The organism is Phaeobacter sp. JH20_08 (genome assembly GCF_048056635.1).
Classification (GTDB): Bacteria; Pseudomonadota; Alphaproteobacteria; order Rhodobacterales; family Rhodobacteraceae; genus Phaeobacter; species Phaeobacter bryozoorum.
In genome coordinates this window covers 579,420-595,168 of sequence record NZ_JAYMVV010000018.1, presented here as the reverse complement: position 1 = coordinate 595,168, position 15,749 = coordinate 579,420, and the positions used below count along the sequence as shown (strand labels likewise).

The window sequence follows — 15,749 nt, the reverse complement described above, 5'->3', positions numbered from 1 at the left end:
GACGAACTCCCTCTAAAAAACTTTAGGGTGTCAACCCCGGCCCCTCCATCGATTCCATCAGCCAATGGTTGCCCGGCAGATGCTGCAACATTGTAGACAATCGTGTCATTTCCTGCATCTCCAAAGATTGTGTCTACGCCTGCGGTATCTAGCAGGATATCATCACCGATAGTTCCGGAGATAACAGAGCCAATACTCATTGAATGTCCTTTCTTCTTACAAAATTATTGGGGATCAATTCTCGGTTCTACTTTTGGAACCACGCCCGGTAGAATTCACATTTTTTGACCTGCCACTCGAAGTCAGAGCACTGCCATGAAGGGAAAGCCAAGATTGAACCTCAACCTTTAAAAGTGACTGGTTAGCAAAAGGTTAATCTGAATCTAGGGAGATCAAACCTGGAAAATTTAGCTGTTTCGCATGCCACTTAACGCCACAAGGGCGAGGAGTTTATTGTTCAGAGTTCGCAGTCGAAGTTCTCTAGCTGTCACTTTTTCCTCTAGATGTCAGCATGGATGACCGCAAACGGCAACCCTCCTGTCTTTGGTTCCGATCAGGTGAACGGCTACAAGGTCCCGCATCCCGTTCGTTCGATCATGGTTAGCGGCTGCACGTGCGGCGAAGGTCTGTTCCTGCCATCGCTCATGCAGCATGGGATCGCCGCCCGACTGCCAGCCCCCGAGACTTTGCAAAGCCCATTTCCTGCGCTTTGCTGTCTCTGGCAGCCGTCCAGCTGCGCCCGCGCGCGGGAGGCTTAAGCTGGCCTTTGGAACAAGGCACCCGCTCCACAAAAAAGGACCGGAGCGCTGCGCCGGTCCTTTCCTTTTGCTCGTCCGTTGACCTGTGGCGGTTTAGGCCAGCATCATCATCGGGTTTTCAAGGTTGTCCTTGATCGCGTTCAGCAGTTCGGCGCCAAGGGCGCCGTCGATGACGCGGTGGTCGACGGACATGGTCACCGACATGACGGTGGCCACGGCCAGTTCGCCATCCGCACCGACAACCGGTTTTTTCACCCCTGCGCCGACGGCAAGGATGCCTGCGTGCGGCGGGTTCACGATGGCGTCGAAATTGTCGATGCCGAACATGCCGAGGTTGGAGATCGCAAAGCTGCCGCCCTGATATTCATGCGGCGCAAGCTTGCGGTCGCGGGCGCGTTTGGCGAGGTCTTTCATCTCCGTCGACAGCGTCGAGAGTGATTTGGTCTCGCTGTTCTGCAGAACGGGTGTGAACAGGCCGCCCTCGATCGCGACCGCGACCGCCACATCGGAGGCCTCCATCTTCAGCACGCGGTCACCGGCCCAGACGGCATTGGCATCCGGCACGGCCTGCAGCGCCAGGGCGCAGGCCTTGATGATGAAGTCGTTGACCGAGAGTTTGACGCCACGGCCCTCGAGCTGTTTGTTCAGCTCGCCGCGGAACTTCAGCAGCGCATCCAGCTGGATGTCGCGGCGCAGGTAGAAATGCGGCACCGTCTGCTTGGCCTCGGTGAGGCGGGCGGCGATGGTCTTGCGCATGCCGTCCAGTTTGACCTCCTCATAGCTGCGGCCTTCGTACATGCGGGCGACCTGATCGGCGGAGGGGCCTGTGGGGGCGGCGGCTGCGGCAGGGGCTGCGGCGGTTGCCGGAGTGGCTGCTGCCGGGGCGGCGGCGGCCTGCGGTCTGGCGTTTTCCACATCGGCCTTCACGATGCGGCCACGGGGGCCGGAGCCGGAGATGGCGGCCAGATCCAGCCCTTTGTCAGCTGCGATACGGCGCGCCAGGGGCGATGCAAAGATGCGGTTGCCATCGGCGCCCTGCGGGGCTGCGGGCGCGGGTGTTGCCGCAGCGGCGGCCTCTGCCGGCGCCGGGGAAGAGGCCGGGGCGGCTTCCTCGGACGCCGCAGGGGCGGCCTTGTCTGTCGCGGCGGCGGGGGCAGCCGGGGTGGCGCCGATGTCGTCGGCGCTTTCGCCCTCTTCCAGCAGCACGGCGATGGGGCTGTTGACCTTCACGCCTTCGCTGCCTTCGGGGATCAGGATCTTGCCGATCACCCCTTCGTCGACGGCTTCGAATTCCATCGTCGCCTTGTCGGTTTCAATCTCTGCCAGCAGGTCGCCGGAGGCGACGGTGTCGCCTTCCTTCACGAGCCATTTGGCAAGGGTGCCTTCCTCCATGGTGGGAGAGAGGGCGGGCATCAGGATTTCTGTGGGCATCGCTGTCTCTCCTTACCGGTAGGTCACTTGTTTCACCGCTTCGATCACCTCATCGGTGGTGACCAGCGCGTGTTTTTCGAGATTGGCGGCATAGGGCATGGGCACGTCCTTGCCGGTGCAGGTGATCACCGGGGCATCGAGGTAATCAAAGGCCTCCTGCATCACCACAGAGGAGATATAGCTGCCAACAGAGCCCTGCGGCCAGCCTTCCTCAACTGTAACCAGACGGTTGGTCTTCATCACCGATTTGATGATGGAGCCGGTGTCCATCGGGCGCAGGGTGCGCAGGTCGATGACCTCGGCGCTGATGCCATCCTCGGCCAGTTTCTCCGCCGCTTCCAGCGCATAGGTCATGCCGATGCCAAAGGAGACGATGGTGACGTCAGTGCCTTCCCGCCAGATCCGGGCCTTGCCAAAGGGAACGGTGTAATCATCCAGCTTCGGCACTTCAAAGGATTTGCCGTAGAGGATCTCGTTCTCGAGGAAGATCACCGGGTTGTTGTCGCGGATTGCGGTTTTCATCAGACCTTTGGCGTCGGAGGCGGAGTAGGGCATCGCCACCTTCAGGCCGGGGATCTGCATGTACCAGGCGGCGTAATCCTGGCTGTGCTGCGCGCCCACGCGGGCAGCGGCACCGTTGGGGCCACGGAACACCATCGGTGCCCCCATCTGACCGCCGGACATATAGAGCGTCTTGGCGGCAGAGTTGATGATGTGGTCAATCGCCTGCATGGCGAAGTTGAAGGTCATGAACTCCACAATCGGGCGCAGACCGCCAAAGGCCGCACCGGTGGCGATGCCGGCAAAACCATGTTCGGTGATCGGGGTGTCGATCACGCGCTTGGAGCCGAATTCGTCCAACAGACCCTGAGAGATCTTATAGGCGCCCTGATATTCGGCGACTTCCTCGCCCATCAGGAAGACATCGCCGTCGCGGCGCATTTCCTCGGCCATGGCGTCGCGCAGGGCTTCGCGGACCGTGGTCTGCACCACTTCGGTGCCCTCGGGCCAGTCCGGGGTGGTGTCCACCTCGGGTGCGGCGGGGGCTGCGGCAGCAGCGGCGGCGGTTGCGGGCGCCGCAGGTGCCTCTGCCGCCGGCGCTTCGCTTGTGGAGGGCGCGGATGCTGCGGGGGCCGCATCGGGGTCGTAGCTTTCGCCGTCTTCCAGCAGCACGGCGATCGGGCTGTTGACCTTTACGTTCTCGGTGCCTTCACCGATCAGGATCTTGCCGATGACGCCTTCGTCAACGGCTTCGAATTCCATCGTCGCCTTGTCGGTTTCGATCTCGGCCAGAATATCGCCGGAATTTACTGTATCGCCCTCTTTGACCAGCCATTTGGCCAGGGTGCCTTCCTCCATGGTCGGCGACAGGGCGGGCATCAGGATTTCAGTTGCCATATCGTATTACGTCCCCTCAGGCGGTTTCTTGCGGCAGCTCATCCGCATAAATATCGGTCCAGAGTTCATCGAGCGCCGGTTCCGGGCTCTCCTTGGCGAAGTCTGCGGATTTGTTGACGATGTCCTTGATCTCTTTGTCGATCACCTTGAGGTCGTCCTCGCTTGCATGTTTGCCGGTGAGCAGCATGTCGCGGACCTGTTCGATGGGATCGCGTTCCTCGCGCATTTTCTGCACCTCTTCGCGGGTGCGGTACTTGGCGGGGTCGGACATGGAGTGGCCACGGTAGCGGTAGGTCTTGACCTCAAGGATATAGGGGCCTTTGCCTGCGCGGCAGTGGGCGACGGCGCGTTCGCCGGCCTCTTTCACGGCCAGCACATCCATGCCGTCAACTTCCTCGCCCTTGATGCCGTAGGCTTCGCCGCGTTTCCACAGGGCGGGGGATTTGGTCGACCGCTGCACCGAGGTGCCCATGGCGTATTGGTTGTTCTCGATCACGAAGACGACCGGCAGATCCCAGAGCTGGGCCATGTTGTAGGTCTCGTAGACCTGACCCTGGTTGGCGGCGCCATCACCGAAATAGGCGAATGTCACGCGGTCGTTGCCTTTGTATTTGTCGGAGAAGGCGAGGCCTGCGCCCAGTGGCACCTGCGCGCCGACGATGCCGTGGCCGCCGTAGAAATGTTTCTCTTTCGAGAACATGTGCATCGAGCCGCCTTTGCCCTTTGAGTAGCCGCCTTCGCGGCCGGTCAGCTCGGCCATGACGCCGTTGGGGTCCATGCCACAGGCCAGCATATGGCCGTGGTCGCGATAGGAGGTGACGCGTTTGTCGCCCTCTTCGGCGGCGGCCTCAAGGCCGACAACAACCGCTTCCTGTCCGATGTAGAGATGGCAGAAGCCGCCAATCAGACCCATGCCATAGAGCTGGCCTGCCTTTTCCTCGAATCGCCGGATCAGCAGCATCTCGCGGTAGTACTCGAGTAGCTCTTCGGCAGAAACGTTTGGTTTCTTGACACTTTTTCTCGCAGCCATAGTGGCGGGCTCCCCCTTAAGGCTAGATAGTTTAATGCTAAACTAGTTCATAATGGATTTTGTTACGTCATGCGAGTGTTATTATGACGTGCCGTCACCAAGGGGTAAAGGCGATGGTGTTTCACCAGTGTTTCAGCGGTGTTCCGGGGCGTTGACCTGAGGGCTGATCGGGGGCTGGCCTGCAGCATGGGGTATCGGCTGGCATTGCGCGGCGCAGCCTTTCGCCCGCCGGACAGCAAAACGCCCGCGAGCGAGGCTGCGGGCGATCACATGTTTCAGAGCGGTCTGCGCCGGGGCGGCTGTTTAGCGGATGACGATTTCATCCGAGCGCAGCAAGCCCAGGACGGAGCGGGCCTGTTCATCCAGCAGGTCCAGATCGAGGTAATCATCGGACAGCCGGTGGGTGAGGTTCTCCATCTGCGCGGTCTCACGCTTCAGCTGGTCGAGATCCTGACGCAGCGCTTCCACTTCGGCCTGGATCTCGACCCGCCTGAACAACCCGAAATCCCCCTGCACGGCAGCGAAGGTGAAATATGCGCTCAGCGCGAATGCAATCGTGGAAAAGACGAATGCACCCAGAGAGGGACGATTGGTTCGGGTCACGGTGATGGCCTGTATGATCTGCTGCTCAAGTCTCGCGCCGGTTTACCCGGCGTCTGCAACAATACTGCCACAGGCATCATGGTTTGTGAAAGGTGAAAATTGTTAATTATGAACATTCTGACGCAAAAACGCACCCCAACCGGATGGCAGGGGTGCGAGGTGTTAACAAGTGGTTAACGGATCTTGCGGGTCACCGCGATCTTAACCTTTTGGCGGCGATACCGGCCTCTGGCCTGCGACAGGTGGCAGATTCGGGTCAGCCCTCCAGTGCGGCGACGCCGGGCAGGGTCTTGCCCTCCATCCATTCCAGGAAGGCACCGCCCGCGGTGGAGATATAGGTGAAATCAGCCGCAGCCCCGGCCTGATTGAGGGCCGCAACGGTATCGCCGCCCCCCGCGACGCTGACCAGTGCACCGGATCTTGTCAGCGCGGCGGCCTGTTGTGCGGCGGCATTGGTGGCAGCATCGAAGGGCGCGATTTCAAAGGCGCCCATGGGGCCGTTCCAGATCAGCGTTTTGGAGGCGGAGAGCGTATCGGCGACGGCAGCGACAGTCTGCGGGCCTGCGTCGAGGATCATCGCATCGGCGGGGCAGGCGTCGGCGGCGACGGTTTCATTGTCGGCCCCGGCCTTGAATTCGCGTGCGACGACGACGTCGACGGGCAGGATGATCTTGCAGCCTGCGGCCTCGGCTTTGGTCAGGATCTCGCGGGCGGTGTCGGCCATATCGTGCTCGCAAAGCGACTTGCCCACATCAATGCCCTGTGCGGCGAGAAAGGTATTGGCCATGCCGCCACCGATCACCAGATTGTCGACCTTGCCGACGAGGTTGCCCAGCAGTTCCAGCTTGGTGGAGACCTTGGCACCGCCAACCACGGCGGTGACCGGGCGCTGGGGTTGGCCGAGGGCTGCGTCAAGCGCTGTCAGCTCAGCCTCCATCAGACGACCAGCGCAGGCGGGCAGCAGACGGGCCAGCGCCTCGGTCGAGGCATGGGCGCGGTGGGCGGCGGAGAACGCATCGTTGCAATAGATATCGCCCAGCTGGGCCATCTCAGCCGCAAGAGCGGCGTCATTCTTCTCCTCGCCCGCGTGGAAGCGGGTGTTTTCCAGCAGCAGCACGGCACCTGCGGGCAGGCCCGCCAGCGCGGCCTCGGCAGCGGGGCCGCGACAATCGGCGGCAAAGGTCACCGGCGCGTCGAAGGCGGCCTCAAGTGCCGGCACCAGCGGGCGCAGCGACATCTCTTCGACAACCTTGCCCTTGGGGCGGCCGAAATGGGCCAGCAGAATCGGGGTGCCGCCCTTGGCGAGGATATCCTTGACCGTTGGGGCGACGCGCTGAATGCGGGTGTCATCGGTGACGCGGCCATCCTCGACCGGGACATTGATATCGACGCGCACCAGAACGCGCTTGCCTGCCAGGTCCATCTTGTCGAGTGCGGTCCAGCCCATGATCATATCCTTCTGTTGGTCGCGTGTGTTGGTCGTGCTGTGCGAGGCCAGTCGCGCGGAGGCGGGCTGGCGCTGTTGGCGCGATGTTTCGGGGCTTTTTGCCGCCCAGTCAATGCTCCGTGACCAAAGCTCCCTTGGCAATCGGCGGCGCGGGGCTTAACTATCGGGCGAATGCAAAGCACAGGAGGGCCACATGGCCGAGATCAAGGATCCCGAAAACACCATCATCATGGAGCTGAAAGACGGCAAGGTGGTGATCGAGCTGCTGCCCGATGTGGCCCCCCAGCACAGCGCACGCATGAAAGAGCTGGCCCGTGGCGGTGAATATGACAATGTGGCGTTTCACCGGGTGATCGACGGCTTTATGGCGCAGACCGGCGACGTGCAGCACGGCGATATGGAAGACGGGTTCAACCTGCGTATGGCAGGCACCGGCGGCTCTGACCTGCCGAATGTGCCGGCGGAATTCTCCAAGCTGCCGCATGACCGTGGCACGCTGGGCGCGGCGCGCTCCGCCAACCCGGATTCGGCCAATTCGCAGTTCTTCATCAACTTCAAGGACAACCATTTCCTGAACGGTCAGTATACGGTCTATGGCCGCGTGATCGACGGTATGGAACATGTCGATGCGATCACCCGTGGCGAGCCGCCTGCGAACCCCGACCGCATGATCAGCGTCAAGGTGGCAGCCGATGTATAAGCTGGCAGCGGTATTTGCGCTGATGGCGGGGCCTGCGCTGGCCAGCGGTCTGGAGATCGCGGTCGAAGGCGAGGGCGCCAATGGCACCATCAAGATTGACCTGTTCGAGGACGTGGCCCCCAAACATGTCGAGCAGATCACCGCGCTGGCAGCCGAGGGCAAATATGATGGCGTGGTGTTTCACCGTGTGATCGAAGGCTTTATGGCGCAGACCGGTGATGTGGAATTCGGCAAGCTGGGTGGCGATATGCGCCGCGCAGGCATGGGCGGTTCCGAGCGCTCGGACCTGCCGGCCGAATTCTCCGATCTGGAGTTCGATCGCGGTGTCGTCGGCATGGCCCGCTCGCAGGATCCCGACAGCGCCAATTCGCAGTTCTTCATCATGTTTGCGCCGGGGCATTTCCTCAATGGTCAGTACACCATTGTGGGCAAGGTGACCGAGGGCATGGATGTGGTTGACGCGATCAAGCGCGGCAGCAGCAGTCAGAACGGCGCCGTTGTCGGCCAGCCCGATGTGATGAAAACCGTCACAGTGACCGAGTGATCCTGCGATCCGGCCTGCCGGATTGACCTGATATATATTGCAACGGCCCGTACCCTGCGTGGTGCGGGCCGTTTGCCGTTTCAGCCTGGGATACGCGCGCCTGTCACGGGCTTGTGCGGTGCATGTGAGGGGATTTTGCGGCAGGCTGTGCGCCTCAAGATCAGTTGCGAAGCTGGTCGCAGGTCAAGGGGGAGCGCAGAGATGTCACGGCTGGCGATAGGGAAACGGGATCCGCTGCGCGCCGGGATGGTCGGCGCTGTGCTGGCGGCTTTGCTGGTGATGCTGGGCGCTGTTAAGGCGGTGGCTGATCCGGCGCAATGGGCGCGGGAGTGGCCGCAGACCGATTTCAGCCGCTCCGCCGTGGCCAGCTGGGATGAGATCAAATCCGGTGGTCCGCCAAAGGATGGCATTCCGGCGCTGAGCGATCCGGCGTTTCACCCGGCGGCGCAGGTGACGGGGCTGAGCCCCGCCGAACCGGTGGTGGTGCTGGATCTGCCGGGGCAGGCGGCGCGGGCCTATCCGCTGCGCTATCTGATCTGGCATGAAATCGTCAATGACCGGGTCGGTGGCATGCCGGTTGCGATCACTTATTGTCCCTTGTGCAATTCCGCCATGAGCTTTGACCGGCGGGTGGCTGGCCGCACCCTGAGCTTTGGCGTCACCGGCAAGCTGCGCCAGTCCGATATGGTGATGTATGACCGCGAGAGCGAGAGCTGGTGGCAGCAGGCCACGGGCACCGGCATCGTGGGCGAGATGACGGGCCGGGAGCTGCGGCAGCTGCCGAGCTGGCTGGACAGCTGGCAGGCATTTCGCGCCGCCTACCCAGAGGGTCTGGTGATGGCTGAGCCGCGCCACAACCGCAGCTATGGCCGCAATCCCTATCAGGGCTATGACCGGTCGAACTGGCCGTTTCTATATGATGGCGCGCCGCCGCCCCATGGTATCGCGCCGCTGGCGCGTGTGGTGCGGGTGGGGGACCGGGCCTGGCCCCTGGCGCGACTGGCGGCGGCCGGGGAAATCCGCGAGGCGGGGGTGGTCCTCAGCTGGCGGGCCGGGCAGGCCTCGGCGCTGGATGCCGGGCAGCTGGGCAAGGGGCGCGACGTCGGATCGGTGCGGGTGCGGGGACAGAACGGTGCGGATCTGGCCCATGATGTGATGTTTGCCTTTGCCTATCATGCTTTCTGGCCCAAGGGGCGCTGGATGCTGGAGTGAGGAGGCGGTGCTCAACCGAGTTCTGCACGAAAAAGAGGGCGCACCGGCAAAGGCGCGCCCATAGCCATATTTTGAGAGCGGTATCTAATCAGAACAGGAAGTTATCGGTGTCCATCAGCTGATCGACGGTCACGTCTTCGACCAGCAGGGAGACATTGGCGAAGGTGACGCGCACATCCGCGCCGAGCTGTGCAAATCCAAGGTGGTCGATGCGGGTTGCACCGCGGGTGATCTCGATCACATCCTCGCCAAGGCGGAAATCGGTGATGGTGTCCTGACCGGAACCACGGCCAAAGACAAAACTGTCGGCACCGCTGCCGCCGGTCAGGCGGTCATGGCCGGACTGACCGATGAGCCGGTCGGCGCCGTCGCTGCCAAACAGCGTGTCATGCCCGCGCCCGCCCAGCAGGAGATCATCGCCGGCATCGCCGCGCATCACGTCGTGGCCACCGCCGCCGCTGAGCCGGTCGCTGCCGGTACCGGCGGTCATCGTGTCATTGCCGCGCCCACCGGTCAGGCTGTCGTCGCCGGTCCCGCCGGTGATCAGATCGCGCCCGTTGCCACCGTCAAGCCGGTCATTGCCGTCGCCGCCATCAAGCGTATCGGCGCCACTGCCGGCCCTCAGCGTGTCGTGGCCTGCGTTGCCGTCAAGGCTGTCGTGGCCGCTGCCGCCAATCAGCAGGTCATTGGCATTTTCGGCCGGGCCAATCTCGTTGTCGCCACGCAGGGTGTCATTGCCAGCGCCGCCGATCAGCGTGTCATTGCCAAGACTGCCACGCAGGTTGTCGTGACCGGCCTCACCGGAGAGGTGATCGTCCCCCAGCTCGCCGTCGAGGAAATCATTGTTGCGCCCGCCCGACAGGGTGTCGGCGCCGGTGCCGCCCAGCAGGAAATCCTTGCCCGCGCCGCCGGTGATGCTGTCATTGCCGCCCCGGCCATGGATCATGTCGGAGCTGTTGCTCTCCGCCGCGTTGCGGGTGGTCAGGATTTCGTCGGCGCTGCCGCCTTCCTGAATATGCAGGGTCTGGGTGGCGAGGCGCACCGTCTCCACGCTGAGCAGCAGGTCCTGTCCGGCCCGCGTCGTGAGCTGCGCGCCTGCGATGTCGTCAAAGGCAAAGCTGTAGCTGGTGATCCCCTCCGCCAGTCGCAGCTCGTCCTCGCCGGGGCCGCCGATGATGGTATCATTGCCGCCGCCTGCCTGAATGGTGTCGTTGCCACCAAACCCCTGGATCCGCTCGCCACCGTTCCAGGCCGAGGTGATGGTGTCATCCCCCGCCAGCGCCAGTGCCAGCAGCGAATAAAGGTCACTGGTGGCAATCATCTGCGAGGGCAGGCTGAAGCCGCTGACCGACAGGATCAGGGTCTGGTGGTGGAACAGGGCAAAGCTGTTGAGCGGGCTGTCCGCAGTCAGATTGCCGGTCTCGTCAAAGGTGAACCTGCCCTGAAACACCAGCACAAAGTCGCGGTATTGCACGGCGATCTGGGTCTCGGATGTGCTGAGAACAGCCACTTTGGTAAAGTCGAAGTCATTGAAATCAAACGGCGGCGCCATATTTGACGCGGCCGCTACAAAAAGCTCTGCCATGGTCTGACCTGCTGCCTGAATGCCCGTTGCATCTTTTTGATGCTTTTGTCGGGAACCTAGGGGGCGGGTCTGGATCGGGGAAGTCTCGGGTTAACGAATAATTAACCTTTGTTAATTCTGTTGCGAAAACTCTGCACCGTGTGCACGCCGGACTTGTCGCCTCTGGTATTGAAAAAGGCGCCCCGATTGGGGGCGCCCTTGGTCAGTGCAGATCTGCGATATCGCTCAGAAGAGGAAATTGTCCGCCGCCTCGATCTGCTCAAGCGTGCTGTTCTCGACCAGAATGGTGACATCGGCGAAGGCAATCTGAACATCGGCGCCCAGCTGGGTGAAGGTGAGATCCTCGACCCCATCCGCGCCACGCCCGATCTGAATAAGATCCTCGCCAAGGGTGAAATCGGTGATGACATCGCTGCCATAGCCACGATGGAAGACAAAGGTATCGGCGTGAGCGCCGCCGGTCAGCGTATCGTCACCCTCCTGACCGATCAGCCGGTCGCTGCCGCCATCACCATAGAGGCGGTCGTCTCCCTGGCCGCCCAGGAGTGTATCCTGGCCGGAGTTGCCGCGCAGGAGGTCGTGACCTGACTGACCGCGCAGCTGGTCATTCCCGCCGCCGCCGATGAGTTTGTCACCGTGGGACCCGCCGACGATAATATCGTCGCCAAGATCGCCAGCCAGCCAGTCACGCCCGGTGCCGCCAAGCAGGAGATCATCCCCATCGCCGCCTTTCAGCGTGTCATGGCCCGTGCCGCCGAGCAGGCGATCGTTGCCTTCTTCGCCCAGCAGCATGTCGCGCCCGGAGAGGCCAGAGAGCGTATCGGCGCCACGTCCACCAAGCATCATGTCGCTGGTCAGCTGGGCATCCTGATCGCCGCTCAGCGTGTTGTCGAAACTGCTGCCGGTGCGCAGCGCGAAGCTGCGATTGGCAAATTGCAGCTGTTCGATCGACACCAGCGTGTCGCGGCCATCGGCGGACTCCAGCGTGATGGTTCCATAGAAGGACGACGCGGAAGCGCGGCCAAAATTGTCGTTGATGATCAAACGATCGGTGCCAGTGCCGCCATTTACATAGTCATTGCCGGTGCCAAGGCTGATGACATCGTCGCCGCCATAGGCCAGCCAGCGGTTGCCCTCGGTCATGTTGGAGGTGATGGTATCATCACCGGTCAGCAGCGCAGCTTCGAGAGCGCTGCCGCTGGACGAGGCGAACCGATAGAAGTTCATCGAAAATTCGCTGAAGGAATAGACCGTTGTCCTGCCGGTCGCCACGGACATGGAGTTCACGGTCCACAGGTAGGGAGAGGATGAGGCGAAGGTTCCGGTCAGGGTGACCGAGGTATCGCTGGGGGAGGTAAAGTACAGCCGGTTGCTGGTTCGGCTACTCAGGCTGAGACCTGAAAACCCAAGATCGTTGATGCCATCCAGGGTCAGCGTTCCGGTGGGATCATTTACAGTAAAAATTGCCATAACAGAAAGAGATCCTGATGAGAGATGCAGCAGACCAAATGCCTGCAACTTTAACGGTCTCGTACACTCAGCAACCTATGCCTGCAAGATCCGCGCCTAAGAATCGCTCTGCATTCACCGGGCGACGTCGCGTCCGCGTGCTGGGATAGTCGGGTCAGACGGGCAGATGACCATGGCGCAGCAAAAACGCCGCAGGCGGAACCTGCGGCGTTGATTTTTTGTCGATACGGCCGATGGAAGGCTCGGATCAGTTCTCGGCTTTATGCGCGGCGGTGGCTGCGGAGACGGCGGCGGAGGGGGCCGGTGCCGGGGCTGCGGCGCGGGGCGCTGCGGCTTTGCCGGGGTTCAGCGGGTCGTCCTGACGCTGCACGGAGCCTTCGAAATGGGCGCCACTTTCGATTGCGATGGTCTTGTGGATGATGTCGCCTTCGACGCGGGCGGTTGAGGTCAGGCGTACCTTCAGGCCGCGCACACGACCGACGATGCGACCATTGATCACCACGTCATCGGCGGTCACTTCGCCCTTGATGGTGGCGCTTTCGCCAATGGTCAGCAGATGGGCGCGAATATCGCCTTCGACGGTGCCTTCGACCTGGATATCGCCGGTGGTCTTGAGGTTGCCGGTGATGTGCAGATCCGAGCTGAGCACGGAGGCCGGTGGCTTGGCCTTGGGCGCGGTGGCCTTGAAATCGCTGGCGGGCGGAACCGGAGCGGAAGACGGCGCAGGTGCCGCAGGGGTTGCTTCGGCCGCTTTCTGGCCGGGCTCGTTGATTTTGCTTTTAGAAAACATTTCTCGCAGCCTTGATATAGATCATCGGGTTTACGGGGTTGCCATTGACCCGAACCTCGTAGTGGAGGTGGGTCCCGGTGGACCGTCCGGTGTTACCCATATCAGCAATGTGATCCCCGCGCGAGACCCTTTGACCGACCTTCACGCGGAGTTTCGAATTATGGGCATATTTCGTCTCAATGCCAAAGGCATGTTGAATTGTCACAAGTTTTCCGTAGCCGGATTGCCAGCCGGCATGAGTCACCACGCCATCGGCGGTGGCAAAGATATCGGTGCCGGTCTGTCCGGCGAAATCGGAGCCTTTGTGCAGGCGGCGGCCGCCGGTTTTGGGGTCGCGACGATAACCAAAGCCGGAGCTGCGGCGCACCAGGTTGAGGTTCACCGGCGAGGCGAAAGGCGCTTTCTGCGCGGCCAGCCGATAAAGGTTCAGCTGGTTCATCTGGTGCAGCAGGTCGTTGGCTCTGCGCTCTTCGCGGGTGGGTTCCTCACCGCGCGTGGACAGGGCTAAAGGGCTGAGCGGACCGCCCTGACCGCTGTAACCGCGCCGGACCTGTTCAAGGATACGGTCGGTGGGCATTCCGGCACTGCGGAACATCTTGTCGAGGGGGGCGACGGAGACTTCCATCGCCTCTTCCAGCTGGCGGAAGATCTGATCGTTACGCTCATCCATCAGCCGCAGTTCCAGCTCCAGCGCGTCGCGCTGTTCAAGCGCGGATTGGGCATTGGCTTCGATCTGGTCACGCTCGGCGGCGGTTTCGGCCAGCGCCTCGGCCATGAATTCCATCTGCACGGGCGCGCTGACGGCCATCAGCTGGGCCGGGCTGTCGGCGGCGGTTTCCTGTTTCAGCGCGGCGAGGGCGTCGCGGGCGGCTTCGCGATCCTTCATGGTCTGGCGCAGAGTGGTCTGGATCACCTCGATGCCGGTTTCCAGCTCACGGCGGCGGGTCTCGGAGGCCAGCAGCTCGGATTGCATGGAGGAAATCTGCGTCAGAGCGGCGTTGAACCGTTCCTGGGCGGCCAGCGCCTCGGCGGCGCGGTCGTTGCGCTCGCTCGACAGCGCATTGAGCCGCGCACGATAGGTCATCTGGTCGCGCTTGGCCTGTTCGCGGAAATTGCCGGAGCCGATGCTGTCCATCAGCACGATGGCGGTGGCGACGATGGACCAGGCCACCAGCAGCGCCATGCCGGCAAAGGCAATGAGCTGGGTTTCGGAGCGCAGCCGGATGAAACGGGTATCCGTGTCGGATTTAAGGAACACACGTCGCTCCGGGAAACGACGTTCAAGAAATGCGTGAATTTTGATTGCCAGACGTGTTCGCACGCTTTGGTCCTTGTCCTGCCCCAGTTGTCGCACTGCCTGTACCGGCGCTCCTCCTGCCGGTGTGACGGTCGGTTCCGGTCCCCCTCGGAGCGCCCCTGTCGCAGTGCCTGGACGCGCAGATACGCGCCATGGCGAAAGGGAATAGCCAGCCGGAGGAATTTGGGCAAGCCTGTTGGCCCGGTGTTCGGCGGGAGGGCGCGGAAACCGCGCGGCAGGGCGAAGATCAGCGGGTGAATGAGCGAAAAATCGCCGATAGCCGCCCGATCCGGGGTGTGAGGCCGGTAATGGGGCTGCGGCGGTCGGCCTGCCGACACGGGGCAGGCTTACCGGATCGGAGGGGTGTTCAGGTCAGGTTGCTGGACCGTCTGCGGCGTCCTGCGCAGGCCGCTGGGAGCGCGCGTTATTGGCCACTTCGCGGAGCCGATGGCGGCGCGCCCCGCGCCTGTTGTGGCTGTGGGTGGCCTAGCGCAGGGCCGGGGGTTTCATCGGGATGTCTTCGGTGAGCGGCCAGTAGAAATCGGGCGGGATGCCGGCCTCGGCACGTTTTTCCTCGTTGAAGGGCGGTTTCAGATGGCCATGGAAATATCGACCGACGAGATCGTGAAAGACCTCTTTCGGGTCCAGATTGTCGCGCCCGCAGAGGAAATGGAACCATTTCGATCCATAGGCCACATGGCTGACCTCTTCGGCGTAGATCACCTCTAGCGCATCAACCGCCTGGGTGAGCTTGGCCTTGCGGAAAATCTCGATCATGCCGGGGGTCACATCCAGGCCGCGCGCCTCAAGCACCATCGGCACAACGGCGAGCCGACCCATCAGATCCTCGGCGGTGTCCTCGGCGGCGCGCCACATGCCGGCATGGGCCGGAAGATCTCCGTAATGGCTGCCCAGTGCCTCAAGACAATCACACATCAGATTGAAATGTTTCGATTCTTCATCTGCCGCCTTGACCCAGTCGTCAAAGAAGCCAAGCGGCATCGGCACATGAGAAAAGCGGGCGATGATGTCCCAGTGCAGATCCACCGCATTCAGTTCGATATGGGCTACCGCATGTAGCAGCGCCTTGCGGCCGGCCTCTGATCCGGGGCGGCGGCGCGGCACATCGCGGGGGTTCAGCAGCTCCGGGCGCTCGGGGCGGGCCGGGTGCAGCGGCGGGTTGGCGGTGCCGATCTCGATCTTATCCGCATCACCGGCGCGCGAGGCAAACCAATGCGCGGCGTGGCGACGCGACAGCGCGGTTTTCTCGCGCCCGTCTGCGGTGGTCAGCACCTGCTGCGCCATCTGCGCAAGGGTGAGCGGGGCGGTGGTCTCGGCTGCGGTCTGCGGGGCTTCGCTGGTCATCTGGGCGGGTCCGTTACTGGCGGTGGGCTGCTCTTGTCCCTCCCTGCCACCGGCGGCTGTGGCGCGCAACCCGATAGGCGGCCCCGCGTCAGGCCGATCTGGATCAGCGGGGCGGCCGG

13 protein-coding genes and 1 pseudogene are annotated in these 15,749 nt (G+C 62.5%); 3 read left to right on the top strand and 11 right to left on the bottom strand.

Translation table 11 applies throughout. The features are described 5' to 3' along the window. From VWY75_RS18380 to VWY75_RS18355, 6 genes and pseudogenes are all read right to left on the bottom strand, one after another. Positions 1-200: pseudogene (locus VWY75_RS18380) on the bottom strand (hypothetical protein); the annotation flags it as partial. 651 nt (positions 201-851) lie between these two features. After that, positions 852-2,189: a pyruvate dehydrogenase complex dihydrolipoamide acetyltransferase gene (locus VWY75_RS18375; RefSeq protein ID WP_416538882.1), complete on the bottom strand. Its 1,338-nt coding sequence runs from the start codon at positions 2,187-2,189 to the stop codon at positions 852-854. A gap of 12 nt (positions 2,190-2,201) precedes the next feature. Next, complete coding sequence (locus VWY75_RS18370) at positions 2,202-3,587, bottom strand: pyruvate dehydrogenase complex E1 component subunit beta (RefSeq protein WP_416538881.1); 1,386 nt, start codon at positions 3,585-3,587, stop codon at positions 2,202-2,204. A gap of 16 nt (positions 3,588-3,603) precedes the next feature. Continuing rightward, positions 3,604-4,617, bottom strand: coding sequence for a pyruvate dehydrogenase (acetyl-transferring) E1 component subunit alpha (gene pdhA / locus VWY75_RS18365; protein ID WP_340545752.1), 1,014 nt, complete (start codon positions 4,615-4,617; stop codon positions 3,604-3,606). A 303-nt stretch (positions 4,618-4,920) separates the two neighbouring features. Next, positions 4,921-5,220 (bottom strand): FtsB family cell division protein, encoded by a 300-nt coding sequence (locus VWY75_RS18360; protein WP_340545751.1) that lies wholly within the window; start codon positions 5,218-5,220, stop codon positions 4,921-4,923. A gap of 256 nt (positions 5,221-5,476) precedes the next feature. Further along, positions 5,477-6,667 (bottom strand): phosphoglycerate kinase, encoded by a 1,191-nt coding sequence (locus tag VWY75_RS18355; RefSeq protein WP_416538880.1) that lies wholly within the window; start codon positions 6,665-6,667, stop codon positions 5,477-5,479. Between the two features lie 193 nt (positions 6,668-6,860). Here VWY75_RS18355 and VWY75_RS18350 point away from each other — a divergent pair, with 193 nt between their 5' ends. The 3 genes from VWY75_RS18350 to VWY75_RS18340 all read left to right on the top strand — a co-directional run bounded on the left by VWY75_RS18350 (position 6,861) and on the right by VWY75_RS18340 (position 9,123). Continuing rightward, positions 6,861-7,367: a peptidylprolyl isomerase gene (locus tag VWY75_RS18350; RefSeq protein WP_416538879.1), complete on the top strand. Its 507-nt coding sequence runs from the start codon at positions 6,861-6,863 to the stop codon at positions 7,365-7,367. Continuing rightward, positions 7,360-7,911, top strand: coding sequence for a peptidylprolyl isomerase (locus VWY75_RS18345; RefSeq protein WP_340545748.1), 552 nt, complete (start codon positions 7,360-7,362; stop codon positions 7,909-7,911). The genes VWY75_RS18350 and VWY75_RS18345 overlap by 8 nt, the downstream gene beginning before the upstream one ends. 246 nt (positions 7,912-8,157) lie before the next feature. Then, entirely contained in the window at positions 8,158-9,123 is a 966-nt protein-coding gene (locus VWY75_RS18340; protein WP_416539167.1) for a DUF3179 domain-containing protein, read from the top strand. Between the two features lie 88 nt (positions 9,124-9,211). Here the strand turns inward: VWY75_RS18340 and VWY75_RS18335 are convergent, their stop codons facing one another. The 5 genes from VWY75_RS18335 to VWY75_RS18315 form a co-directional block, all read right to left on the bottom strand. Further along, positions 9,212-10,708 carry a calcium-binding protein gene (locus VWY75_RS18335; RefSeq protein ID WP_416538878.1) on the bottom strand — a complete coding sequence of 499 codons (1,497 nt, stop codon included), beginning with the start codon at positions 10,706-10,708 and terminating at the stop codon, positions 9,212-9,214. Between the two features lie 225 nt (positions 10,709-10,933). Further along, positions 10,934-12,178 carry a calcium-binding protein gene (locus VWY75_RS18330; protein ID WP_416538877.1) on the bottom strand — a complete coding sequence of 415 codons (1,245 nt, stop codon included), beginning with the start codon at positions 12,176-12,178 and terminating at the stop codon, positions 10,934-10,936. 247 nt (positions 12,179-12,425) lie between these two features. Beyond that, complete coding sequence (locus VWY75_RS18325; protein ID WP_416538876.1) at positions 12,426-12,968, bottom strand: bactofilin family protein; 543 nt, start codon at positions 12,966-12,968, stop codon at positions 12,426-12,428. After that, positions 12,958-14,289 (bottom strand): DUF5930 domain-containing protein, encoded by a 1,332-nt coding sequence (locus tag VWY75_RS18320; protein WP_340545744.1) that lies wholly within the window; start codon positions 14,287-14,289, stop codon positions 12,958-12,960. The genes VWY75_RS18325 and VWY75_RS18320 overlap by 11 nt, the downstream gene beginning before the upstream one ends. 462 nt (positions 14,290-14,751) lie before the next feature. Next, complete coding sequence (locus VWY75_RS18315) at positions 14,752-15,630, bottom strand: ferritin-like domain-containing protein (protein WP_416538875.1); 879 nt, start codon at positions 15,628-15,630, stop codon at positions 14,752-14,754. Between the last annotated feature and the right edge of the window lie 119 nt (positions 15,631-15,749).